At 37.8% G+C, this 23,312-nt stretch carries 25 protein-coding genes; 3 read left to right on the top strand and 22 right to left on the bottom strand.

The window, feature by feature from the left end; all coding sequences use genetic code 11:
* Positions 1-416: 416 nt before the first annotated feature.
* The 14 genes from QRX23_RS02470 to QRX23_RS02405 all read right to left on the bottom strand — a co-directional run bounded on the left by QRX23_RS02470 (position 417) and on the right by QRX23_RS02405 (position 12,896).
* Complete coding sequence (locus QRX23_RS02470) at positions 417-644, bottom strand: hypothetical protein (protein WP_330155827.1); 228 nt, start codon at positions 642-644, stop codon at positions 417-419.
* A 203-nt stretch (positions 645-847) separates the two neighbouring features.
* Positions 848-1,624 (bottom strand): triose-phosphate isomerase, encoded by a 777-nt coding sequence (tpiA, locus tag QRX23_RS02465; RefSeq protein WP_330155826.1) that lies wholly within the window; start codon positions 1,622-1,624, stop codon positions 848-850.
* Between the two features lie 264 nt (positions 1,625-1,888).
* Complete coding sequence (locus tag QRX23_RS02460; protein ID WP_330155825.1) at positions 1,889-3,574, bottom strand: alpha-glucosidase; 1,686 nt, start codon at positions 3,572-3,574, stop codon at positions 1,889-1,891.
* 297 nt (positions 3,575-3,871) lie between these two features.
* Positions 3,872-5,599: a phosphoenolpyruvate--protein phosphotransferase gene (ptsP, locus tag QRX23_RS02455; RefSeq protein WP_330155824.1), complete on the bottom strand. Its 1,728-nt coding sequence runs from the start codon at positions 5,597-5,599 to the stop codon at positions 3,872-3,874.
* A 39-nt stretch (positions 5,600-5,638) separates the two neighbouring features.
* A complete protein-coding gene (locus QRX23_RS02450; RefSeq protein WP_002828910.1) occupies positions 5,639-5,905 on the bottom strand; it encodes a phosphocarrier protein HPr in 267 nt (88 codons plus the stop codon).
* Between the two features lie 185 nt (positions 5,906-6,090).
* Complete coding sequence (locus QRX23_RS02445) at positions 6,091-6,276, bottom strand: hypothetical protein (protein WP_330155823.1); 186 nt, start codon at positions 6,274-6,276, stop codon at positions 6,091-6,093.
* A 32-nt stretch (positions 6,277-6,308) separates the two neighbouring features.
* The gene (locus QRX23_RS02440) at positions 6,309-7,280 is read right to left on the bottom strand and encodes a beta-ketoacyl-ACP synthase III (RefSeq protein WP_140837616.1); all 972 of its coding nucleotides are present in this window, start codon (positions 7,278-7,280) and stop codon (positions 6,309-6,311) included.
* Positions 7,281-7,375: 95 nt separating this feature from the next.
* Entirely contained in the window at positions 7,376-7,990 is a 615-nt protein-coding gene (locus QRX23_RS02435; protein ID WP_330155822.1) for a histidine phosphatase family protein, read from the bottom strand.
* A 120-nt stretch (positions 7,991-8,110) separates the two neighbouring features.
* Complete coding sequence (trxB, locus tag QRX23_RS02430) at positions 8,111-9,067, bottom strand: thioredoxin-disulfide reductase (RefSeq protein WP_330155821.1); 957 nt, start codon at positions 9,065-9,067, stop codon at positions 8,111-8,113.
* A 169-nt stretch (positions 9,068-9,236) separates the two neighbouring features.
* Complete coding sequence (galU, locus tag QRX23_RS02425; RefSeq protein ID WP_131473821.1) at positions 9,237-10,112, bottom strand: UTP--glucose-1-phosphate uridylyltransferase GalU; 876 nt, start codon at positions 10,110-10,112, stop codon at positions 9,237-9,239.
* Between the two features lie 7 nt (positions 10,113-10,119).
* Positions 10,120-11,139 (bottom strand): NAD(P)H-dependent glycerol-3-phosphate dehydrogenase, encoded by a 1,020-nt coding sequence (locus QRX23_RS02420; RefSeq protein WP_002828916.1) that lies wholly within the window; start codon positions 11,137-11,139, stop codon positions 10,120-10,122.
* Positions 11,140-11,246: 107 nt separating this feature from the next.
* The gene (hprK, locus tag QRX23_RS02415; protein ID WP_330155820.1) at positions 11,247-12,176 is read right to left on the bottom strand and encodes an HPr(Ser) kinase/phosphatase; all 930 of its coding nucleotides are present in this window, start codon (positions 12,174-12,176) and stop codon (positions 11,247-11,249) included.
* A 19-nt stretch (positions 12,177-12,195) separates the two neighbouring features.
* The gene (locus tag QRX23_RS02410; RefSeq protein ID WP_330155819.1) at positions 12,196-12,576 is read right to left on the bottom strand and encodes a phage holin family protein; all 381 of its coding nucleotides are present in this window, start codon (positions 12,574-12,576) and stop codon (positions 12,196-12,198) included.
* A gap of 149 nt (positions 12,577-12,725) precedes the next feature.
* On the bottom strand, positions 12,726-12,896 hold the full coding sequence (locus tag QRX23_RS02405) for a type II toxin-antitoxin system RelB/DinJ family antitoxin (protein WP_002828919.1): 171 nt from the start codon (positions 12,894-12,896) through the stop codon (positions 12,726-12,728).
* A gap of 599 nt (positions 12,897-13,495) precedes the next feature.
* Between QRX23_RS02405 and QRX23_RS02400 the strand changes: the two genes are divergently transcribed.
* Both QRX23_RS02400 and QRX23_RS02395 read left to right on the top strand, forming a co-directional pair.
* Complete coding sequence (locus tag QRX23_RS02400; RefSeq protein WP_330155818.1) at positions 13,496-13,945, top strand: universal stress protein; 450 nt, start codon at positions 13,496-13,498, stop codon at positions 13,943-13,945.
* A 148-nt stretch (positions 13,946-14,093) separates the two neighbouring features.
* Positions 14,094-14,459, top strand: a complete 366-nt coding sequence (locus tag QRX23_RS02395) for a hypothetical protein (protein WP_131473822.1) — start codon at positions 14,094-14,096, stop codon at positions 14,457-14,459.
* Positions 14,460-14,565: 106 nt separating this feature from the next.
* Here the strand turns inward: QRX23_RS02395 and QRX23_RS02390 are convergent, their stop codons facing one another.
* From QRX23_RS02390 to rpsL, 8 genes are all read right to left on the bottom strand, one after another.
* Positions 14,566-15,342, bottom strand: coding sequence for a peptidylprolyl isomerase (locus QRX23_RS02390; protein WP_330155817.1), 777 nt, complete (start codon positions 15,340-15,342; stop codon positions 14,566-14,568).
* Positions 15,343-15,438: 96 nt separating this feature from the next.
* Positions 15,439-16,530, bottom strand: a complete 1,092-nt coding sequence (locus tag QRX23_RS02385; protein WP_330155816.1) for an ABC transporter substrate-binding protein — start codon at positions 16,528-16,530, stop codon at positions 15,439-15,441.
* Positions 16,530-17,354: an ABC transporter permease gene (locus QRX23_RS02380; protein ID WP_002828924.1), complete on the bottom strand. Its 825-nt coding sequence runs from the start codon at positions 17,352-17,354 to the stop codon at positions 16,530-16,532. Before QRX23_RS02380 ends, QRX23_RS02385 begins: the two co-directional genes overlap by 1 nt.
* Positions 17,344-18,162, bottom strand: a complete 819-nt coding sequence (locus QRX23_RS02375; RefSeq protein WP_330155815.1) for an ABC transporter permease — start codon at positions 18,160-18,162, stop codon at positions 17,344-17,346. The genes QRX23_RS02380 and QRX23_RS02375 overlap by 11 nt, the downstream gene beginning before the upstream one ends.
* Positions 18,152-19,264, bottom strand: a complete 1,113-nt coding sequence (locus QRX23_RS02370; RefSeq protein WP_330155814.1) for an ABC transporter ATP-binding protein — start codon at positions 19,262-19,264, stop codon at positions 18,152-18,154. The genes QRX23_RS02375 and QRX23_RS02370 overlap by 11 nt, the downstream gene beginning before the upstream one ends.
* A 149-nt stretch (positions 19,265-19,413) precedes the next feature.
* Positions 19,414-21,531, bottom strand: a complete 2,118-nt coding sequence (gene fusA / locus QRX23_RS02365) for an elongation factor G (protein ID WP_330155813.1) — start codon at positions 21,529-21,531, stop codon at positions 19,414-19,416.
* Positions 21,532-21,663: 132 nt separating this feature from the next.
* Entirely contained in the window at positions 21,664-22,134 is a 471-nt protein-coding gene (gene rpsG, locus QRX23_RS02360) for a 30S ribosomal protein S7 (RefSeq protein ID WP_002828928.1), read from the bottom strand.
* 17 nt (positions 22,135-22,151) lie between these two features.
* The gene (gene rpsL / locus QRX23_RS02355) at positions 22,152-22,574 is read right to left on the bottom strand and encodes a 30S ribosomal protein S12 (RefSeq protein WP_002828929.1); all 423 of its coding nucleotides are present in this window, start codon (positions 22,572-22,574) and stop codon (positions 22,152-22,154) included.
* Between the two features lie 332 nt (positions 22,575-22,906).
* Here rpsL and QRX23_RS02350 point away from each other — a divergent pair, with 332 nt between their 5' ends.
* Positions 22,907-23,299: a hypothetical protein gene (locus QRX23_RS02350; RefSeq protein WP_140837613.1), complete on the top strand. Its 393-nt coding sequence runs from the start codon at positions 22,907-22,909 to the stop codon at positions 23,297-23,299.
* The last annotated feature ends 13 nt before the right edge of the window (positions 23,300-23,312 follow it).

Here is a 23,312-nt window from a genome sequence, read left to right as displayed (position 1 = left end):
AGATTTATGAAAAGAGCAATTTTTACTATTTCATTATTAGTTAGTCTATTATTCATTATTCCCATCTTCTTTCTAAGTACATCACAAGCATTTTCGGGCTGGTTAACAGACCCAAAAGAGCAGGTCACCCATCTACAAGCACAAAAGCAATCTCAAGCAGAATCAAGATCGAACTTAGCAAAATTTAGTTCAAGATTGGCTGCTAGTGGTGTCTCGGTCATCTCTAGTAACTCAGAAGATGCCGTTGACCCCCATCGTACAGTGATGACTGCTCAAAATCCTAAAAATTCCCAGACCTCCCAGCAAGCCACAAGCCAAGAAATGTCATCTCATTCAACCAGCACTAATCGAGATAAATCATCAAACCAACCGACAAGTTCTAGTTCTAGTGCTCATTCACAACATAGTTCAAGTAGCTATAGTTCATCTAGCATGCCAAGTTCTTCTACTTCAAGCAATTCTTCAAGTAACTCTAGTTCTTCAAGCAGTTCTAGTTCTTCAAGCAGTTCTAGCTCTTCAAGTACTTCTAGCTCTTCAAGCAGTTCTAGCAGCTCTAATTCTTCAAGTAGTTCAAATAGTTCTAGCTCTTCTGACTCTTCAAACAATAGTGGTTCTAGCTCAGTTAATAGCGAGAGTTCTAGCACTAGTGACTCTGAAAGCTCAACGGCAAATCATGACTCAGGTTCAAAAGAATCTGATAGTAAAGAAACCAGTAATACACAAGGAAGTTCAGTTGTAACTCCCGCACCTGACACGGCTATCTCATCTGTTGATTAACAATGAAACATAACCATTAGAAACTGAAAGGGTGTCAATCTACCTATTAGATTGACACCCTTTTAATTTGTTATAAATTACGTTTTGCTTGCTCAGCTAAACTAATCAGCTCAATAAATGTTGCGGCATCCAATGCAGCATCCCCAACTAAAACACCATCAATGTCTGGCTGCTTCAAAAGTTCATACGCATTTGCTGGTTTCACAGAACCCCCATACAAAATCCGAACATGGTCAGCAACTTCTTGATCAAACATATCCGCAACTGTTTGACGAATCACACGCAAACTTTTTTGGGCTGCTTCGGGACTCATTGCTTGCCCCGACCCAATCGCTGCCGTTGGTTCATAAGCCAACATTAATCGACTCATTTCTTCACGTGTCACACCCTTTAATGATTCAACTACCTGGTTTACAATCCAGTGTGCGTGGTCATTGAGTGATTCCAATTGAACAGCTTCATCAATTGCAATGATTGGTGAAACGCCATTACGCAAAGCAGCCAACGTTTTTAAATTAACCATTTCATCCGTTTCACGAAAATAGTTTCGGCGTTCAGAGTGACCAATAATCACTCGACTAATACCTAGGTCAGCAAGTGCTGCTGGACTTGTTTCACCCGTATATGCACCTTTATCCTGCCAGTACATATTTTCAGCCCCAATTTCAATTGATGTTCCTTTAGCAGCAGTCACCATTGCATTTAATAAGACATCTTGTCCTGCTAGTACCGCATCCACATGCGGATATGCTGCCAATTTTGGTGAAACTTCAGCAATATAACGTTCTACCTCACTTGGCAATTTGTTCATTTTCCAATTTGCTATAACAATTGGTCGTCGTAACATCCTCTTTTACCACCCCTCATCGTGCTTATTCTGATTATACCACGCTTACCAATTCAAATTTACTTAATGAACAAATCAATGTTTTGATATTATACTAGTTCAAATATAAGTACTTAATTTACAGTGAAAAAGTCATCAATCTACCAATTTTAAGTCGATAGATCGGTGACTTTTTCAGTGTTTCACAAACCGAATTGCTAATAATTTACCTAATGGTCTATACGAGCAATATGAAATATACACTTTACTTTATATTCACAATCGTTAATTAGCATTAAACCCCATAACTACTGCTGAGTATCCAGCCATTTTAACATGATTGTCATCGATTGTGATATTTCCTACTTTTTCTAGCACGTCTCCAACATTGCGTGCATCAAATTCTGCTAATTCATGACTTAGATTAACAAATACCGTTAATACTTGTCCATCAAGGATGCGCTGATAGCCAATAACGGTTTCAGGCAATGAATCAATTGGTTGGAAATCACCTGTAGTTATAACTGATTGCCATGCTAGATCATGATGCAGTTGCCCTAATTTCTTGTAATAGTTCAAAACAGAATTTTCGTCTGCTAACTCTGTCTGCACATCAATACCTTCTCTATCATTTCCCATGCCTAGCCATGGTTCTGTGTCAGAGAATCCCGCAAATTTAGAATTATTCCATTGCATTGGTACTCGTGCATTATCACGTGATTTATCGTTAATCGATGCGAGAGCACTTTCTTTAGAATAACCATCCTTAAGTGCCATTTGATAATTATTGATTGATGAGACATCATTAAATTCTGAAATATCCTTACGGACGAAATTCTTCATTCCTATCTCTTGGCCTTGGTAAATAAATGGCACACCTGGTAAGAAATAATACATGGTTGCCAATGCTTTTGCAGCTGTGGGTGTTTGATCATGCTTATCAGGTACTAACTTTGATAATACTCTAGGTTGATCATGATTCTCTAAAACATTGGCAAGTGTACCATGAACCTGCCCAGCAACCTGTTGTGACTCAAATAGAGCTTCACGCAGATCCTTTACTGTCCATTGGCTACGACCGCGATACCATTCATCAGTATTTAGGACATCAATATTCATATATGAAAAATCAAAAATCATTGAAAAGTAGCCATTTGGGCCAATATATTTCTTTAAATCTTTCTCCGGAACACCGTATGCTTCACCAACTGTAATGGCATCATATTTATCAAATGTTTCTTGCTTTAGTTCATTCAAGAAGACATCAATACCTGGTCGATTTTGTCCCTTCTTAATAACCGAGACAAGACCATCACTGCCATCGGCAGGTAAACTAGCCCAATCTAAGTCTTTCTTCAAATGAGTAATCGCATCAACTCTAAATCCTGCCACACCTAATTCCAACCACCAGTTAATCATTTGATATATTTCCTGACGCAACGCCCGATTTTCCCAATTCAGATCTGGTTGTTGTGGGGCAAAAGTATGAAAATAGAACGTATTTGGTTCATCAGCAACTGGCTCCCAAGTTGAGCCACCGAAAATACTACGCCAATTATTTGGTACATCCCCGTCATCAGTCGTTTTAAAAATAAAGTAATCACGGTACTTACTTTTGGGATCAGCTAATGCTTGTTTAAACCATTCATGTTGATCAGAAGTATGATTGACAACTAAATCCATAATTACTTTAATATGACGCTTTTTAGCTTCAGACAAGAAAACTTTAAACTCATCCAGTGAACCAAATTGCGGATCAATATCTTGATAATCAGCAATATCATAACCCATATCAACCATTGGTGATTTGTAAATTGGTGAGACCCAAATCATTGTGACCCCTAATTCTTGAATGTAATCCAAGTGATCAATCATTCCCTGAATATCACCAATTCCATCATGATTCGTATCTTGAAAAGAACGTGGATAAATCTGATAAACAATCTCGTTTTGCCACCATTTTGTAGACATCTATATATTCCCCCAAATATTCATTAATGTTTTTAGCATATATGAGCTAGGTTAAATATTCAATCCTAATTCGCTACAAAAAGAAAACGCTTACATTGTATCCTTTTCAACAATTTAATCATAATTACTATTAAAATAAACATATATGTATATTTAAAAAATCATTTAAAATAAAATTAATATAAAAATTATATTTAACCTACCATAGAATGTTACCGGTAACATATTTGAAGAAAAAATTACTAACTATAAAAAAAAGAACAACCATTTTTGGTCGCTCTCACAATTTTTTATCAACTAGTCAGCTGAAACATTAGATTTTACTAACGCAACAACTTCATCATTTGTTTCGGCATCAACAGCTTTAGCAGCTAATTCAGCCATATCCTTCGTATCCAATTTCTTCATCAATGAACGTGCCTGTAGAATAGAAGTTGCAGACATTGAGAACTCATCTAATCCCATACCAACAAGAATTGGCAATGCAATTGGGTCCCCTGCCATCTCACCACACATTGCAGCAAACTTACCATACTTATGTGCAGAATCGATCACATTCTTAACCAAGCGTAAGATTGATGGATTGTATGGCTGGTACAAATATGACACACGATCATTACCACGATCAGCAGCCATAGAGTACCCAATTAGATCATTGGTTCCAATTGAGAAAAAGTCCACTTCTTGTGCAAACTTATCTGCCAAAACAGCAGCCGCTGGAATTTCAATCATAATACCAAGCTTAATGTCATCTGATACTGGCGTACCCTCTGCAACTAACTTAGCCTTTTCTTCATTGAAAATATCACGAGCAGCACGGAATTCTGGTAACGTTGCAACCATTGGGAACATGATCCAAAGTTGTCCGTAAACTGAAGCACGTAGTAATGCACGTAATTGTGTACGGAAAATATCATCACGATCTAGAGAAATACGAATAGCACGGTAACCAAGGAAAGGATTCTCCTCTTCAGGCAATGGCAAATATGGCAAGTGCTTATCACCACCAATATCCATTGTACGAACCGTAACTGGCTTGCCGTCCATACTCTTCAATACCTTCTTGTAAGACTCAAATTGATCATCTTCTGTTGGCAATTCTGAAGAATCCATGTACAAGAACTCTGTACGATATAGTCCAACACCTTCAGCACCATTATCAATGACACCATCAAGATCTTTTGGTGTTCCAATATTTGCTCCAATGACAAATTCCTTGCCATCGGCTGATACAGACTTTTCGTCTTTCAACTTAGCCCATTCCGCTTTCTTAGCAGCGTATCGATTACCTTTAGCTTGATAAGTTGAGATTTCATCTTCTGTTGGATTTACCAACGCCACACCATCAAGACCATCTAAGATAACTGTGTCACCTTCATTGATTTCCTTTGTAGCAACTTCAGAACCAACAATTGCAGGAATTTCCAATGTACGAGCCATAATAGCAGCGTGTGCCGTACGACCACCAACATTTGTAATAAATCCTTTGACATAGCGACGATCTAATTGCGCAGTATCAGAAGGTGTCATATCTTGCGCAACAATAACAACTTCTTCATTGATCAATGCTGGATTTGGTAATTCCTTATCAAGCAAGTGACTTAACACACGCTTGGTTACATCGCGGATGTCAGCAGCACGTTCAGCCATGTATGGATTATCATCTGCCATGCCTTCAAACATGCCAATAAACATATCTGTGACAGCCTTTAAAGCTGCCTCAGCATTTGTTTTATCACTATCAATTTTATCGTTAATGTTACCCAAAAGCTCCGGATCTTCAGTAACCATGATGTGTGCTGTAAAGACTTCAGCTTCATCTGCACCCATTGATTCTTCTGCTTTTGCACGAATCTTTTCCAAATCTGCCTTAGAAGACAAAAAGGCCGCCTTGATGCGGTCTTTCTCACCTTGAGTATCGTCGATTGTGCGAGTCTCAAAAGACAGATCTGGGTCAACTAACTTATAAGCTTTTGCAATTGCGACACCATTTGATGCAGCAATTCCTGTAATTTTATTAGTCATTCTATTTCCCCTAGAACCTGTTTAACCTAATCTAAAAAACTAGTCTGTCAAACCTTCTGCTGACATTGTTTCTGCAATAGCTGCCAAAGCGTCTGCTTCGTCATCACCTTCAGCAGAAATCTTAACATCTGCGTTTTGACCAACACCTAGTGACATAACACCCATGATTGACTTCAAGTTAACGTCCTTACCTTGGTATGATAGTGTAACGTTTGATGAGAACTTTGAAGCTGCTTGTACCAACAAAGTTGCTGGGCGAGCGTGAATACCAGTTTCGGCTACAATGTGAAATTCGCGTGATTCCATGGTGATAATCTCCTCTAAATTTAAATATTATTCTTTTACTTTGGGTTAAGTTAAATTATGCTTTCTACAATCAATTTTAACCAACCTTCATACATTCATTTTATCAGGTATAAGACATATTCGCAAGCGCTTACATATTTTTTTCATAAAATATAATTTGTTATCGTTAAGCTATAAATTTTATTCTATGATGCTTCGTCATTTTTTGCTGTATATGTAATTATACCACCACGTTCGGCAGTGCCCCTAATTGCATTCTGATAGGGATAATCTCGCCATACAACATAAAAATCAGAAAACTCTTTTGCAGTTACCACAAATTCATCTAATTCGCCTGATCTTAGTTGATCTAACATCTGACTATAATCCATTCTGCCTCCTCAATTACATTATACAGCGATAATTAAAATTGGCACAATATACTTCCATATGTAAATCCCGCACCAAATCCAGTTAACAACACTTTCTTACCAGCTAGTTGCTTATTGTGTCGCAATTCATCTAAGCCCATTGCAATACCAGCCGATGATGTGTTCCCATATTTCGTAACATTTGTCACAAATTTTTCCATAGGCTGCTCTAATTTTTTAGCAATCATTTCAATTATTCTTAAATTAGCTTGGTGTGGTATGAAATAATCAACATCCGATGGTGTCACATCATTTTTCTTTAAAAAGTTGATAATATGATCAGGAATCAAACGTTCAACTTCACTAAAAACTTGCCGTCCTTCCTGATGAAAGGCTTCGGTTTTCGGGTAGTTATCTGCAGAAAGTTCATGTAGCGGTTGAATACGCCCTGAATGCACCACCTCTGCATTACCAATCGTATGCATTTCTTCTGCCACTAGTAGTGATTGTTCACTGGCTTCCAATATGAACGCTCCTGCACCATCCCCAAAAAAGACCGAAGAGGCACGGTCTTTAAAGTCCATCATTTTTGAATTAACTTCAGCAGATATAACTAACGCATACTTTGCCGTACCAGCCTTTAAAAATTTATCTGCGGTACTCAAACCAAAGATAAATCCCGCACATGCTGTGGAAATGTCATATGCCCATGCATTCTCTGCCTGTATATTTTTTTGTACCAGGGCTGCTGTCGATGGTGCCAATCCATCTGGTGTAAATGTTGTTACAATTATTAACCCAATCTCAGCTGGTGTAAGTGATGTTTGAGCGAGTGCTTGTTGCGCTGCCTTAGTGGCTAAGTCCGAAGTATTTTCCCCCCGCAATGAAACATGACGAGTCTTTATACCCGTATGTGCTTGAATCCATTCATCATTTGTATCCATGATTGTAGCTAAATTATCATTAGTCACAATGTCTTGCGGCACATAATGAGATGAAGCAACAATTTTTACGCCTTGCGCCATGCTTTGCTCTCCTCCTAATTTCTATTCAAAAGATATTATACGCATGCTAACCACAAAAAGACATTAATATTTTACTAAAAAAACATATTTCATAACTAATTTCGATTGAAATAATGTAAATATCGGTTGCCATCAGAAGTTTGGGTCAGTTTAGTCACACTGGCATTATCTGGTTCAGGTATATTGCTAGTTACATGATTTATACCAAAAGTAGCCATTAATATCGCCTTAATCGTAAAACCATGCGTAACAACAATTATTTGTTCATTTGGATGCTGCAAGCTTGCTTCATTCAAAAATAGGTTAACTCTTTCAACAACCTGTGCAAATGTTTCACCTGCTGTGGCATATTTCGTATAATTTGCGGTCACATCGTGTAAAACAGGATTAAAGACATCCGGAAATTGCATTTCAAGTTGCTGATTTTTTTGTCCATCCCATTCACCATACGAAATTTCTAATAAACGCTGATCCTGTTGCATAGGAATACCAGCTATATTATTAAGGATATCTGCCGTTTGCATAGTTCTGTGCAACGGACTACTTATTAACAAATCTGCAAAGCTAATATCAAAATGATCCGCTAATTGGCGAACTTGTAATTTACCTTTGTCATTCAATCGTGTCATAGCAGAATTAATTTGTCCTTGTTTCAAACCCGCTGCGTTAGCTGCCGTTTGTCCATGACGTACAAAATAAAAAGTTGTCATATGTTACCCTCTGTTATCTTCTTACCATGTAAGTTAAAAAAGAGGCCGAGCCAGAATTTCTCTAACTCAGCCTATAAACCGCATTTTACTATGCATGAAGCATCAAAAATAAATTTTATCTTATGCTTCCGCTATCTTTTTCTGCTGTTGTAGTTTGAAATTTTCATTGTATGAAAAGACGTTTTGTCCAGCGATTGCTGCATCCCCAACGGCTGTCGTGATTTGACGTAATTCTTTTTCACGAACGTCACCAAGTGCATAAATACCTGGCAATGATGTTTCCATCCGCTCATTTGTTTTGATCCAACCTTGATCATTTGTAATACCCAAATCAGCAACAACATCAGAAACTGGTAAGACACCAACATAGATGAATACACCTGCAGCATCAACCGTATAAACTTCATCAGTTACATTATTGTGTACTCGGACCCCTGTAACCTTTTTATCATCACCTAAAATTTCTTCAACTTCAGTATTCCAAACGAACTCAATCTTTTCATTGGCAAATGCACGTTCTTGCAAAATTTGCTGTGCTCTCAACTTGTCACGACGATGGAAAATAGTAACCTTATCTGCTAACCCAGCTAAATAGGTTGCTTCTTCAACTGCAGAGTCACCACCACCAACAACGATGACATGTTGTCCGCGGAAAAACGCACCATCACAGACAGCACAATAAGATACACCTCGTCCTGAATATTGGTCTTCACCAGGTACGGCTAATTTCTTGTAATCGGAACCAGTCGCCACGATAACTGTGTTAGTTGTATATTCGTCCATATCAGTAACAACGCGCCATGAGCCATCCTCTTGTGCTTGAACATGTAACACTGTTCCAAAAGCATACTCAGCACCGAATTGTGTTGAAGACTGATACATTTTTTCAGCCAAGTCTGGACCTAATACACTACTAAAACCAGGATAGTTTTCTACCTCAGCCGTGTTATTCATCTGGCCACCATATATCCCTCGATCAATCATTAGTACCGACAGATTTGCACGTGAAGCATAAGTCGCTGCCGTCATACCACCAGGACCTGCACCCAAAATTATTGTGTCATAGTGTTGGGTCATAACAACACCTCCCCTTCAAGTACTTGCTTATTAAACTCTTATTGACTATCTACTACATTTTACATTCTTTTAATTAGAAAGCAAGTTTTTTAACTTACTTTTTGTAAATAAAAAACTGCAAGCCCGATAGATACCGAAACACTTGCAGTTTTTGTGAGTTCATCAATGACTAATCTAGCTTAGCAGCTAATTCCTTGATGTATGCCTTCAAATCTTCAGACGTTTGTGGGTGCTTTAGCCCAAATTCAATATTAGTTGTTAAGAAACCAATCTTTGATCCAATATCATAACGGCTACCCTTAAATTCATGAGCATAAACGTGTTGACGCTTATTCAATGAATCAATGGCATCAGTTAATTGAATTTCGTTTCCCTTACCTGGCTTAGTATTCTCTAATTCCTCAAAAATTTCGGGTGTTAATAGATAACGACCAATAATTGCCAAATTAGATGGTGCATCTTCTGGCTTTGGCTTCTCAACGAAAGTATTAACCTGGTGTAGTCCAGGTTCAACTTCCTTTTCAGGTGCAATCACACCATACTCAGAAACTTGATCATGTGGTACTTGCATCACGGCCAGCGTTGACTCACCAGTTGTGTTGTAGCGATCAATCAATTGTTTTGTCAAAGGCACCTCATCACTCATCAAATCATCACCTAGCATCACAACGAATGGTTCGTCGCCAATGAATGATTTTGCGGTCAACACAGCATCCCCTAAGCCACGTGGATGAGATTGACGAATAAAGTACAAGTTAATATCAGTTGTCTCTTGAACAATCTTTAGTAACTCATCCTTACCTTTTTCACGTAAATTGTTTTCCAATTCAGGATTTGAATCAAAATGATCCTCGATTGAACGCTTTGACTTACCGTCAACAATCACAATATCTTCAATTCCTGAAGCCAAAGCTTCTTCAATAATGAATTGGATAGTTGGCTTATCAACAATTGGTAGCATTTCTTTTGCTAATGCCTTTGTGGCAGGCAAAAAACGGGTTCCTAATCCTGCGGCTGGAATGATTGCTTTACGTACTGGTTTCATGATTAATTTACTTCCCTTCTTGTGAGACTGGACGTCCCATTAATGTTTGAATAGCTTCTTTAACATCTTGATTTTCGTAAAGTACGCGATAAATCGCTGACGTAATTGGCATCTCAACATGTTTCTTTTGTGCTAATTCATGGGCAACTTTGGTTGTTGAAATCCCCTCAATAACCATTCCCATATGTTCAATAATATCTGCTAATTTCTTACCTTCACCTAATTGGACACCAGCTCGATAGTTTCGAGAATGTACCGAGGTAGCTGTGGCAAATAAGTCCCCCACACCAGACAATCCCATAAAAGTAATTGGATTAGCTCCAAAAGCCTGTCCTAAACGACTGATTTCTGCTAAGCCACGGGTGAACAATGCTGCTTTAGCATTAGCGTCATACCCAAGGCTTTCCAGTGCTCCTGCCCCAATGGCAATCACGTTCTTCAATGCGCCACCGATTTCTGATCCGATCATATCAGTATTGGTGTAAACACGGAACACCTGATTACTTAATGCATGTTGGACCTTTTCAGCAACTGCCACGTCTGTACTAACTGCTGTAACCAAGGTTGGGTCATGTGTAATAACGCCTTCAGCATGTGAAGGTCCTGAAATCACACCAAGTCCACGTAAATACTTAGCTGGCACTTCTTCGGCTAGCATTTCTGATACACGTTTGTATGTCCCTGGTTCTAATCCCTTGGTTGCAGCCATTAGAATGATACTTTGATCTAAGTTTTTAAGGGCTGCAACTAATTGTTTTGCAACCTCTCGTGTCGCCTTAGTTGGCACAACACTTAATACAATATCAGCATCCTGGACTGCAGCTTGCATATCTGCGACACCAACAACCCCTTCATTTAATGGATTATCACCCAAATATTTTGTATTTCGATGCGTTTCATTAATTTCAGCAACTTGTGATGCTCGATGACTCCATAAACGAACGTCATGCCCATTTTCAGCAGCAACATTTGCCAGTGCGGTTCCCCACGATCCAGCACCTAAAACTGCAATAATTTCGTTACTCACGAGATTCCTCCTTTTTATTGCATGAGCGCCAATATCATAATAATACCATATTCTAATATCTTAGCAATCTTATCATGAATGGATCGCTACAGAACAACGTTACTAGCCTATTTTGAGTTTTCGGCAATCAAACTATTTAAGTTGTTGTTAAAGGTTTCTGTTGCATCAAATCCCATTTGCTTAGCCCGGAAATTTTTGGCTGCCGTTTCAATAAGCACCGCTAAATTTCGTCCAGCTTGAACAGGTAAAACAAAACGTGGTAAATCAACGCCTTGAATCGTAATAACTTCTTCACCATTACCTAAACGATCCACTTTTTGATCATCATGCCACTTAGCAAGATGTAGATTAAAAGCAATTGTCGCGTGTGAGCGAACCGCACCAGCACCAAACAAGTCCATCACATCAATTATCCCTACACCACGTAATTCCATCAAATTACGCAAAATTGCAGGCGGTTCACCAACTAAGCGTTCCTCATCTTGTGCATAAACATCAACACGATCATCAGCAATCAATCGATGTCCTCGTTGTACTAATTCCAATGCTGTTTCTGACTTTCCAACACCTGAATCACCAGTAATTAACACACCTAACCCATAAATATCAACTAAAACACCATGTACAGATTGACGTTCCGCTAATCCACCACTTAAGAAATAAGTCATATTAGCTAATATTTTTGAAGATATTAATTCCGTTGCCAATACCGGAATCTGATTTTCCTTTGCAGATTGCATGAACTCTTCCGGTAATTTTCGACCTGTTGATACAACAAAGGTTGGCGTATTTGGTTGCATCATCTTTCTTGCAATCAATAATAATTCTGAATGATTCATTCGATGAGCAAATGAAGTTTCAGTAATTCCCATCAACTGAATTCGCTCAGGTGCATAATAATTAAAATAACCTGTCATTTCAAGACCGGGTCTTGAAATATCCGGGGTTGTAATCTTGCGATCTAGGTATTCCTCACCTGCTACAATTTTTAGGCGAGTATTATCCAATAAATCTTTTACTGTTAATTCTTTTGCCATTTTCTACTACCTGTCTTAATTATTGATTATCATTTTTACTAAAGTAACTAGAAATTATCATGTTAACCACGGACATCACAATAGCAATAAACATTGCCCAACCAAAACTAGCAAATCTGAACCCGTCACCAACGACCCAGGCTGTCAGCCACAATACAACGCCGTTTATAACTAGCCCAAACAAGCCAAATGATAGAATAGTTAGTGGCAAAGCAAGTAATTGTAAGAATGGCTTCACCAAGGCATTTAAAATCCCTAGGATCACAGCAGCCAGTATTGCCGTCCAAATATTTCTAATATAGAGACCATTTCTAAATAGTCCCGCCATTGCTAATAACATAACTGTATTAATAATAATTCGTTGCCAAAATGAGAAATTTTTAAAAGTAACTGTCTTCATCTATTTCCTCCAGTTATTCTTAGCACCAGTATATCAAAATTAGGCTAATATTTGGCTAAATGTTCGGTAATTTATATACTTAATTGTGATAAATAAAAACCAGAAACGGACGCGTCCATTTCTAGTATTATCAGAATCTATTAATAAACTTATTTGTGCTTTGCCCGAAATAGATCATTGAATGGTGACTCCCCACTATGTGCCACCTGGGTCAAAAACATCTTAACGGCTTGCTGTGTCGTTAACCCGTTTTCTTTAAATACTGTATCTGCTGCATTGCGTACTTCTTCTTCAACCCGAATTTGAATTAATTTTTCCATGTGATACGTCCCCCTGTATCCTAAAAGATATATCCAACTCACTCATTATTATATACCATTTTACAGAAAATAACTTAACCAAACATATTTTTAAAATACATGTTATTCAAAATGCATTACTTACATAACAATGTTTTCTCTAGATTGGTTTTTCGACAAAAAAACACACTGTCAAATAATGACAGTGTGTTTCATTTGGCATTGCTAAGATTGACGCGTCTTAGCTCACGTGATGGTTACCCACCAGTCAACGTACACCCATTGGGTAACCCTAAAGGTAGTCATGTGCAGTAAAGCAAGTTCCACAACTTGCTTTACACCCTCCAGTAATACGACTGTTAATGAGGGCCGTTTATCAAAGATCATTTAAGATCCTCTCGACTCATCGCATAAAAATAATTATAGCACAATGACTACCAGCAAACAATCTTTTTATTTAAAATAGCCTATAATTTTTCAACTATACATAACGCATACATGTATCATTACTAAGCTAAAATTTAAGATGGCGCTTACAATAAAGTGTTATTAGGTATATAATATAAGCATATAAAGAATTTTATGTAATTAATAACTAATTTATAAGGATGGTGACTTCCATGGCAGAGGACAAAATTGCATACAGGAATATTTTGGCGCCAATTGATGGTTCAAAAATTTCTGAGGCCATAGTTGAAAAGGCTGCTGCTGTTGCGGTACGTAACCAAACCGTTTTAGATTTATTGTACGTCATTGATACCAATTCAATTTCAGGATTAGCCGGTATGTCAATTTCTGGTGACGTTGTTTACCAACTAGTGCAAGATGCAGAAGAAAAGTTATCTAAGTACGCAGAAATTGCACGTAAGCAAGGTGCTAAAGAAGTTAACATCCACGTTCGTTTTGGATCGCCAAAAACCGTTATTGCTCGCGACTTTCCTAAAGACCATGACACTGGTCTAATTATGTTAGGTAAATCTGGATTAAACACGCTGGAACGACTACTGGTTGGTTCAGTTACGACTTTTGTTGTTCAAAATGCTAAAGCAGATATTTTAATTGTGCAGTAAAAATAAATACCAGCCACCCTGTGGTTGGTATTTTTATTATCTACGGATGCTTATTATACCTATATGTAATAGAATTCAATGTATTTTTATTAAAATTAGGTTATAATAATTTTATATTTCTAATCAATATCAAAGTAGAGGAAGAATTATGAAAATTATAGGCAATACACTAGAAACAATTCACAAATTTCGACACGGACACCTTAGCAAACGTTGGTTGGAGGATCCCTTCTTAACTTCAACGACTGCATTGGGCGCAAACCGAAACATTAAATTACAATTACTATATTTAGATACGAATGACACTTTTTACTTAGTTGAAAGCACCTCATCGATTGCTCACTCTTTGCAATATCAAGATGGTGCAATTAGTGTTTCTGAGTGGTCACCGGCTGATTTTGCTGGCTTATTGCGCAGTTATAATCAACCCGGTTTTGATAATTATTTCCAATTAATCGTTACTAACACTGCGATGGCTTACTCCGGTTCGAAACAAAAGGACTATGTGAAGTAGCCACCTCGTTTTAAAAATCACAGTCACAAATAAGTATAATAAAACAACGTCATCAAGAATCAAATTGCATTCTGATGACGTTGTTTTATTATATTGCCACAACAAACTATTTTTTAATTACAGTTGTACTTAAAATTTTAACCGGATTCACAGGTGCAGATTTTTCAGAACCATCCGCATTATCCTTAACTTCAGCACTAGCAATTTTATCTACCACATCCATACCACTAATAACCTGTCCAAATACTGTATAGTTGCCATCAAGTGAGGGATTACCACCCTTTTGATATGCTTTAATAATTTTATCTGGATAATTTTTCTTCTTTAATTGCGAAGCGACATTTTCATGATTTTGGTTGATAAAAAATTGTGAGCCATTTGTATCTGCACCAGCATTAGCCATTGATAATGCCCCTCTGATATTATACAAAGATGCCGAAATTTCATTCTTAAACCCTGAGCCAGAATCAATTTTTGAATTTTTATTTTTCCAAATTGACGAACCACCAGTTCCTGTACCAGTAGGATCACCACCTTGTATCATAAAATCATTAATGACACGATGGAAAATTGTGTTATTGTAATATCCTGTCTCTGCATGTTTCACAAAATTCTTTACCGCAAGTGGTGCGTATTTATTAAATAATTTCACCTTAACATCACCGACCGTTGTTTTTATTTCAACAACCGTTTCATTCTTATGAACTGTGTTCGAAAGTTGTGGTAGCGGTTGTTTATTTAATTCTTTTTTTGACAACGTCTGTTTCGTCTGAGTGGTTGACTGCTGGTTAGAATGCAATGATAGAAACGCAATGCCAATGACAGCTAGAACGACAACAACCACTACGCTAGCAACAATCATTTCTGATCGACCCTTCTTCATTTTGTTAACTCCCATTCTTTATTAACATTAAAGCATAAATATTATGAACCATTGTATAATTTTTTGCTTAGCCTAAAGATAAAATAATCACTTAAATTAGCGACTTGTCATCTTAAATTCTAAGAAATAATCATTATATGTGCCTACCCAAGATGGTCCTAAATCTTTATAAACTTCTAAATGTGACAAAGTCTTTTTTGAAGGATACCAAGCTTTATTATTTTTGATTGAACGTGGCAATAATTTTACCGCCTCTTTATTAGGAGTTGCATAACCAACATATTCAGCATTTTGTTCTGCATGCTTTGGCTCACTCATAAAATTGAGAAAAGCATACGCTGCTCGCTTATTGGTAACAGTTTTAGGCATGACAATATTATCAAACCACAAGTTGCCACCATCACTGGGAACAATATAATGTAAATGCTTATTTTCGGCTATCATCTCAGAGGCATCTCCAGAGTAATCAACCGCTAATGGCGCTTCATTCTGAGCCATATACATCTTAATCTCATCAGCAACAATTGCCTTAACATTAGGCATCAATGTATCTAGCTTTCCTTTAGCAGCTGCTAACTCAGGAATACTTTTTGTATTAACAGATTGCCCGCTTGAAGCTAAAGCCATTCCCATAATGTCACGGGATGAGTCAATCAACATAATACTTTTCTTATACTTTGGTCGCCATAAATCATTCCAAGTCTTTATCTCGCCAGGTTTAATATATTTATCGTTATAAACGATTCCCAATGTGCCCCAAAAATAAGGTATTGAGTATTTATTACCTGGATCAAACGATTGATTCATAAATTGTTTGTCATAATTTTTCAATCCAGTTAACTTACTATGATCCAATGGTACGAGCAAATTGGCTGATTTCATTTTTTGAATCATATAATCAGAAGGAACCGCTAAATCATAGTGCGTACCTCCTTGTTGAATTTTTGTAAACATTGCTTCATTAGAGTCAAATGTTTCATAATCTACTTTATAACCCGTTTCTTTTTGGAATTCTTTTATCAAAGATGGGTCAATATAGTCACCCCAATTGTATATAGTGAGTTTTTTGTTGCCTGTACCTTTTGCACTAGTACTTGAATTTTCAGAATGCTGAAAACCTAGATTAATACCAAAAAGTAATAATACAGCTACTAAGATAACCCCTGATAACCAAATAATTCTTTTCATTACTGATGCACCACCATTCTTGCACCACGCTTTTTCTTACCATTTTTTGAACTATAATTTGAAATAAAGTAATAGATAATTACTAAAATCAAAGATAGTAAAAACATAAGCGCTGACATTGCGTTAATTGATAAATCAATTCCCTGTCGTGCACGCGAGTAAATTTCAACTGATAGCGTTGAGAAACCATTACCTGTAACGAAAAAGGTAACTGCAAAATCATCTAAGGAATAAGTGATTGCCATAAAGAAACCTGATAAAATACCAGGCCAAGCATAAGGCAAAACAACGCGAGACAAGACTTGATAATTATTCGCCCCTAAATCACGAGCTGCATCTACCAATGCAGGATTCATCTCATTTAGTTTTGGTAAGACCATCAAAACAACTATTGGAATTGAAAAAGCAATATGTGACAGAACGACTGACCCAAAGCCTAATTTTAATCCCACAATTGTAAAGAAGATCAAAAAACTTGCACCAATAATAACATCTGGTGAGACCATCAAAATATTATTCAATGACAGTAGTATGTTTTTAACACTTTGCCGTTTTGTATTATAAATTCCTAACGCACCAAAAAGACCAATCAAAGTCGCAATCAAAGCAGATAACAATGCAACAATGAATGTGTTGACCAATATTTGCATCAACCGTGTGTCAGCAAACATATCGACATAATGACGCCATGAAAATCCTGAAAAATCGGTCATAAAGTCGCCTTTATTGAACGAATAAAAGATTAAATAAAAGATTGGTGCGTACATTAAAATAAATACAAAAACCAAATAGAGATTAGCCCATTTTTTTGATTTACTTGCCATGTTTTGCCCCTTTCTTTTTACGATCTCTGGTCAATAACATCGTTAGTCCCATTGCAAGAATAAGAATAACACCAATTGTCGAGCCCATACCCCAATTTTGTGTGACTAAGAAATGTTCCTCAATTGCCGTTCCTAGTGTAATGACACGGTTACCACCAATCAATCGTGTAATCATGAATAATGATAGCGTTGGAATAAACACAGCCTGAATACCAGCTTTAACACCACCCATTGACATAGGAAAAATGACCCTGACTAATGTTTGCCATGAATTTGCACCAAGATCACGGGCAGCATTAATATAACTTTGATCCAGCTCAACAAGGGAATTAAAAATAGGCATTATCATAAACGGAATTTCAATATACGCTGCCACAATCAAAAACGATGCATCAGTAAACATAATCTGTTGTGGACCAATACCAATTAAAGTTAAAAAATTATTGACCGTGCCAGTTTTAGAAAATAAACCAATAAATGCATAGGCTTTTAATAATAAATTAACCCACGTGGGCAAAATAACCAGTAATAACCAAAATTGTGCATGCTTTAACCTGCTCATAATATAAGCCATTGGATAACTGATTAATAGCGTTATGACCGTAACGACGAATGCAAAAAACACCGAATTAAAGGTCATGCGTAAGTACGTACCCGAACTAAAATAAGCATCATAATTTGCTAACGTAAAGTGTCCAGATAGATTACCAAATGACTGGATAACAAGTAGGATAACTGGTGCAATAACAAACAATCCCAACCACAAGAAGTAAGGGATTGTATAACTAAATGTATGATTACGATTCATGCAAACCATCCTCCTCTGAATCCTCATACTCTTCCATACGTGCATCGAAATCTTCCTCAGATTCATTTAACCGCATAATATGAATATCTTCTGGATCAAAGAATAACCCACGTCTTTCCCCGATAACTGCTGGGTTTGTCGCTTGAATTTGCCAGTCATTTTGATCATCATCATGAGCTGTGATTTCGTAATAATCTCCTCGGAACGATTGACCATCAATGGTTACAACTAATTTACCTTTGTCAACCGCTACCAAATCTAAGTCTTCAGGTCGCAGGACAACTTCAACTTGCTCATTTGGTCGCATCCCACCATCAACATTTTCAAACTCTTTACCCGCAAATGATACTAAATAATCTTTTCGCATGACACCTGGTAAAATATTGGATTCACCAATAAAATCTGCAACAAAGTGATTAATTGGCTCATCATAAATATCCACTGGTGTACCGTTTTGGACAATCTCACCATCATTCGTAACAAAAATCCAGTCCGACATTGCCAACGCTTCTTCCTGATCGTGCGTGACAAAAATAAAAGTGATTCCTAATCTTTTTTGTATTTCACGTAATTCATATTGCATATCCTTACGTAACTTGTAGTCTAATGCTGATAGCGGCTCATCCAATAGTAGAACTTCTGGGTCATTTGCTAGTGCTCTAGCGATTGCAACTCGTTGTTGCTGTCCACCAGATAGCTCAGATATTTCTCGGTCCTCAAAACCATCTAACTTTACGAGCGCCAACATTTCAGAGACTTTGGCTTTTATATCACCTTTATTGATGCCTTTAATTGACATACCAAATGCAACGTTATCAAAGACGTTCATATTCGGAAATAGTGCATAATTTTGAAAAACAGTATTTACACGCCGTTTTTCAGGCGGTAAATCATTCATCCGTTTACCCTCGAATAAAATATCTCCTGAAGTCGCTTCCAAAAAGCCAGCGATAAGACGTAGGATAGTTGTTTTACCAGACCCTGATGGTCCTAATAAAGTATAAAATTTGCCAGCCTCTATTTCTAAATCTACTGACTTTAAAACAATATTATCATCATATTGTTTGGCAACATTTTTAAATTCGATAATTGGTTGTGCCACTATCAGTACCACCTTTCTTTACATAACTTTAATTATACAAACTTATCAAAAAATAGTCGATAACGAAAGATATGCGCTTAAAACTTCAAAAAAAAAGATGTTGATTATTAAATCAACATCTTCTTTATATACATATCTAAAAACTAAGTTTAGTTGTTTGACTCACCATACTTAGCAATGATATCTTCTTGAACGTTCTTAGGAACTGCTTCATAGTGATCAAATGCCATTTGGAATGTTCCACGACCTTGCGTAGCTGAACGCAAAGTAGTTGCATATCCAAACATTTCTGATAGCGGAACCTTAGCGTGGATCAACATTTGCTTACCACGTTGTTCTTGACCTTCAAGCAAACCACGACGAGCTGAAACGTGACCCATTGCATCACCCAAGTTATCCTCAGGAACAACAATGTCAACCTTCATGATAGGCTCCAAAATAACAGCACCAGCAGTCTTTGCAGCTTCACGTAGTGCCAATGAAGCAGCAATCTTGAAGGCAGCTTCAGATGAGTCGACATCGTGGTATGAACCATCATACAACTTTGCCTTCAAATCAACCAATGGGAATCCAGCCAAAGGACCATTGTTCAATGAATCCTTCAAACCAGCTTCAACTGAAGGGATGTATTCACGAGGAACAACACCACCAACGATGGCATCTTCGAATTCGAATCCAGCACCTTCTTCGTTTGGTGCGAACTCAATCCAAACATCACCATATTGTCCCTTACCACCTGATTGACGCTTGAAGTATCCACGAGCTTGAACAGTCTTTGTGAATGCTTCACGGTAAGCAACTTGTGGTGCACCAACAGTAACATCAACGTGGAACTCACGCTTCATACGGTCAACAATAATATCTAAGTGAAGCTCACCCATTCCAGAAATCAAAGTGTCACCAGTTTCTTGATTCGTTTCTGCACGGAATGATGGGTCTTCTTCAGCAAGCTTTTGCAAAGCAACAGTCATCTTTGCTTGGTCTGCCTTAGTCTTAGGCTCAACGGCTAATTGAATAACTGGGTCAGGGAACTCCATTGACTCCAAAATCAATTGACGATCTGGTGAAGTCAAAGAATCTCCAGTAGTTGTATCTTTCAAACCAATGGCAGCAGCGATATCACCTGAGAATACCTCAGGGATTTCTTTACGGTCAGTTGCGTGCATTTGTAGCAAACGACCAACACGCTCACGCTTACCCTTTGAAGTGTTCATAATGTATGAACCTGACTCCAATGATCCAGTATATACACGCAAGAATGTCAAACGACCAACGAATGGATCAGTCATAACCTTGAAAGCCAAAGCAGCGAATGGATCTTCATCGTTCGCAATCAAGTCAATTTCTTCACCAGTCTCTGGATCGTTAGCAACATATGGCTTAACATCCAATGGAGATGGCAAGTAATCAACAACCGCGTCCAACATCATTTGAACACCCTTATCCTTGTAGGCTGAACCTGCAAGAACTGGGTAGAATTGTAGTGAGATTGTTGCACGACGAATAGCTGCCTTTAACTCGGCTTCAGTGATTTCTTCACCTTCCAAGTACTTGTCCATGATTTCATCATCAACATCAGCAACAGCTTCAACCAATTCGTTGTACTTTTCTTCTACTAAGTCAGTGTATTCAGCTGGGATTTCACGTTCTTCCCATTCCTCACCAAGTTCAGTAGTTGGGTACATTGCCTTCTTTTCAATCAAGTCAATGACACCAGCAAAGTCATCTTCTGCACCAATTGGCCATTGAATAGCTTTTGCGTTTGCATCCAAACGTTCCTTCAATGAGTCAACAGACATACCAAAATCAGCACCTAGCTTGTCCATCTTATTAACGAACACAATACGTGGTACTTGATAAGTCTCAGCTTGACGCCAAACCGTTTCAGTTTGTGGCTCAACACCGGCAGCACCATCCAAAACGGCTACGGCACCATCAAGAACACGTAGTGAACGCTCAACTTCAATAGTAAAGTCCACGTGACCTGGTGTGTCAATGATGTTAACACGGTATGGATCATTCTTAAATTGGTCATAGAAACCGTGCCAAACAGCAGTAGTTGCGGCAGATTGGATCGTGATTCCACGTTCCTTTTCTTGATCCATAAAGTCCATTTGTGAGGCACCATCGTGCGTTTCACCAATTTTGTGAATCTTACCAGTGTAGTACAAAATACGCTCTGTCGTCGTTGTCTTACCAGCGTCGATGTGGGCCATGATTCCAATGTTACGAGTACGTAGCAAAGGGTATTCACGCTTGTTAGCCATGAGTAAATTCTCCTTGAGTTTCTTAACATTTAACTTTGTAATTGATTAAATGTTTGGTTGTCTACTTTTATTATACCTTAAATACACCAAAAGTGGCTACTGTCATTTGACTGCAGCCACAAAATTGGAATATTACCAACGGTAGTGTGCAAAGGCACGGTTGGCTTCAGCCATCTTGTGTGTGTCTTCACGCTTCTTAACAGATGCACCAGTATTGTTAGCAGCATCCATAATTTCCTTTGCCAAACGTTCTTCCATAGTGTGCTCACCGCGGGCACGTGAGTATTGCACCAACCAGCGCAATCCCAATGTCACACGACGCTCTGGACGAACTTCGACAGGAACTTGGTAGTTAGAACCACCGATACGGCGTGCTTTAACTTCCAATACGGGCATAATATTGTTCAATGCTTCTTCAAAGACAGCTAATGGTTCGTTACCAGTAACTTCCTTAATACGATCAAAAGCATCGTATAAAATTGTTGAAGCAGTTCCACGCTTACCATCAAGCATCAAGCGATTGATTAAACGTGAAACAAGCTTTGAGTTGTAAATTGGATCTGGCAGAACTTCAGCCTGCTTAGTGTAACTCTTACGTGGCATTATTTAGTCCTCCCTGGTTATTTTTTCTTGTTCTTAGGGCGCTTTGCACCGTACTTAGAACGTGATTGCATACGACCGTCAACACCAGCAGTATCTAGTGCACCACGGATAATGTGGTAACGAACTCCAGGCAAGTCCTTAACACGACCACCACGGATCAAAACAACTGAGTGTTCTTGAAGGTTGTGTCCAATACCTGGAATATATGCAGTAACCTCAATCAAGTTTGACAAACGTACACGGGCGTACTTACGCAAAGCTGAGTTAGGCTTCTTAGGAGTCATCGTACCAACACGGGTAGCAACACCACGCTTTTGTGGTGAAGAAACATGAGTGGCCTTCTTTGATTGTGAGTTATAACCAAAGTTCAAAGCAGGTGACTTTGACTTTGTGCTCTGTGACTTACGAGGCTTACGAACCAATTGGTTAATTGTAGGCATTTCGAAGAGTCCCCTTTCAATTTTTCTTTTTATAGTAGTTAGTCCACATTTCCAGGCGTGTCATTTATTAGACAACAATACTGGTAAATAGACTTTATTTGGTACTTCTCGTTTACGAGTTCAGCACGTCGCGTAACCGCAAACACCCTGCTAACTAAAAGCACAATTAATAATATAACACCATTTTGTTCCTTATGCAACCCTTTTATCACATAAAAACGTTGATAGATTGGCTTTTAGTTTGCAAACAATACCGGGCGTGTCATTTTTGCTAAATATAGGTTTTATAGTGTCTTTATTTCTAATTAATTTAGAAAAAGGAATATACACTGATGTTTTTTGACTTATTACTATTAACGACATTATTAACTCTTTCTTACCAAGACGTTTGTCATCAATACATTAATAGCCTATGGTTGATCTTACCATTACTATTTGGTGCTTTATTTTATCGCACCCCTATCTGGTTATTATTTTCAATTTATTGTCTTTGTTTGGTAATTAATATACTTAGTGGTGAACGCTTTATTGGCAATGGCGATTTAGATGTTTTAGCAACCTTAAGTTTATATGTTACGTTTCAACAATTTTGGTTTATTTGTACAATTGCCTGCGCTTGCCAATTAGTTTTTCATTTACTGACTCACAAACAAATGATTGCATTTATCCCGGCCATCACCATGGGATATATCGTGTTCTTAGTACAGCAAATTTGGATAAAATAAAAACGCCATGATT

The organism is Weissella paramesenteroides (assembly GCF_036327715.1).
In the GTDB taxonomy this organism is placed as follows: Bacteria; Bacillota; Bacilli; order Lactobacillales; family Lactobacillaceae; genus Weissella; species Weissella paramesenteroides.
This window is presented reverse-complemented; position numbering and strand designations above follow the sequence as displayed.

What these genes read in the sequence shown, in the direction of transcription:
- tpiA (WP_330155826.1), bottom strand. Translation starts at nt 1,624, where the DNA reads ATGTTACGACGACCAATTGTTATAGCAAATTGGAAAATGAACAAATTG.
- QRX23_RS02460 (WP_330155825.1), bottom strand. Translation starts at nt 3,574, where the DNA reads ATGTCTACAAAATGGTGGCAAAACGAGATTGTTTATCAGATTTATCCA.
- ptsP (WP_330155824.1), bottom strand. Translation starts at nt 5,599, where the DNA reads ATGACTAATAAAATTACAGGAATTGCTGCATCAAATGGTGTCGCAATT.
- QRX23_RS02450 (WP_002828910.1), bottom strand. Translation starts at nt 5,905, where the DNA reads ATGGAATCACGCGAATTTCACATTGTAGCCGAAACTGGTATTCACGCT.
- QRX23_RS02445 (WP_330155823.1), bottom strand. Translation starts at nt 6,276, where the DNA reads ATGGATTATAGTCAGATGTTAGATCAACTAAGATCAGGCGAATTAGAT.
- QRX23_RS02440 (WP_140837616.1), bottom strand. Translation starts at nt 7,280, where the DNA reads ATGGCGCAAGGCGTAAAAATTGTTGCTTCATCTCATTATGTGCCGCAA.
- QRX23_RS02435 (WP_330155822.1), bottom strand. Translation starts at nt 7,990, where the DNA reads ATGACAACTTTTTATTTTGTACGTCATGGACAAACGGCAGCTAACGCA.
- trxB (WP_330155821.1), bottom strand. Translation starts at nt 9,067, where the DNA reads ATGACCCAACACTATGACACAATAATTTTGGGTGCAGGTCCTGGTGGT.
- galU (WP_131473821.1), bottom strand. Translation starts at nt 10,112, where the DNA reads ATGAAACCAGTACGTAAAGCAATCATTCCAGCCGCAGGATTAGGAACC.
- hprK (WP_330155820.1), bottom strand. Translation starts at nt 12,176, where the DNA reads ATGGCAAAAGAATTAACAGTAAAAGATTTATTGGATAATACTCGCCTA.
- QRX23_RS02410 (WP_330155819.1), bottom strand. Translation starts at nt 12,576, where the DNA reads ATGAAGACAGTTACTTTTAAAAATTTCTCATTTTGGCAACGAATTATT.
- QRX23_RS02405 (WP_002828919.1), bottom strand. Translation starts at nt 12,896, where the DNA reads ATGGAAAAATTAATTCAAATTCGGGTTGAAGAAGAAGTACGCAATGCA.
- QRX23_RS02400 (WP_330155818.1), top strand. Translation starts at nt 13,496, where the DNA reads ATGGCAGAGGACAAAATTGCATACAGGAATATTTTGGCGCCAATTGAT.
- QRX23_RS02395 (WP_131473822.1), top strand. Translation starts at nt 14,094, where the DNA reads ATGAAAATTATAGGCAATACACTAGAAACAATTCACAAATTTCGACAC.
- QRX23_RS02390 (WP_330155817.1), bottom strand. Translation starts at nt 15,342, where the DNA reads ATGAAGAAGGGTCGATCAGAAATGATTGTTGCTAGCGTAGTGGTTGTT.
- QRX23_RS02385 (WP_330155816.1), bottom strand. Translation starts at nt 16,530, where the DNA reads ATGAAAAGAATTATTTGGTTATCAGGGGTTATCTTAGTAGCTGTATTA.
- QRX23_RS02380 (WP_002828924.1), bottom strand. Translation starts at nt 17,354, where the DNA reads ATGGCAAGTAAATCAAAAAAATGGGCTAATCTCTATTTGGTTTTTGTA.
- QRX23_RS02375 (WP_330155815.1), bottom strand. Translation starts at nt 18,162, where the DNA reads ATGAATCGTAATCATACATTTAGTTATACAATCCCTTACTTCTTGTGG.
- fusA (WP_330155813.1), bottom strand. Translation starts at nt 21,531, where the DNA reads ATGGCTAACAAGCGTGAATACCCTTTGCTACGTACTCGTAACATTGGA.
- rpsG (WP_002828928.1), bottom strand. Translation starts at nt 22,134, where the DNA reads ATGCCACGTAAGAGTTACACTAAGCAGGCTGAAGTTCTGCCAGATCCA.
- rpsL (WP_002828929.1), bottom strand. Translation starts at nt 22,574, where the DNA reads ATGCCTACAATTAACCAATTGGTTCGTAAGCCTCGTAAGTCACAGAGC.
- QRX23_RS02350 (WP_140837613.1), top strand. Translation starts at nt 22,907, where the DNA reads ATGTTTTTTGACTTATTACTATTAACGACATTATTAACTCTTTCTTAC.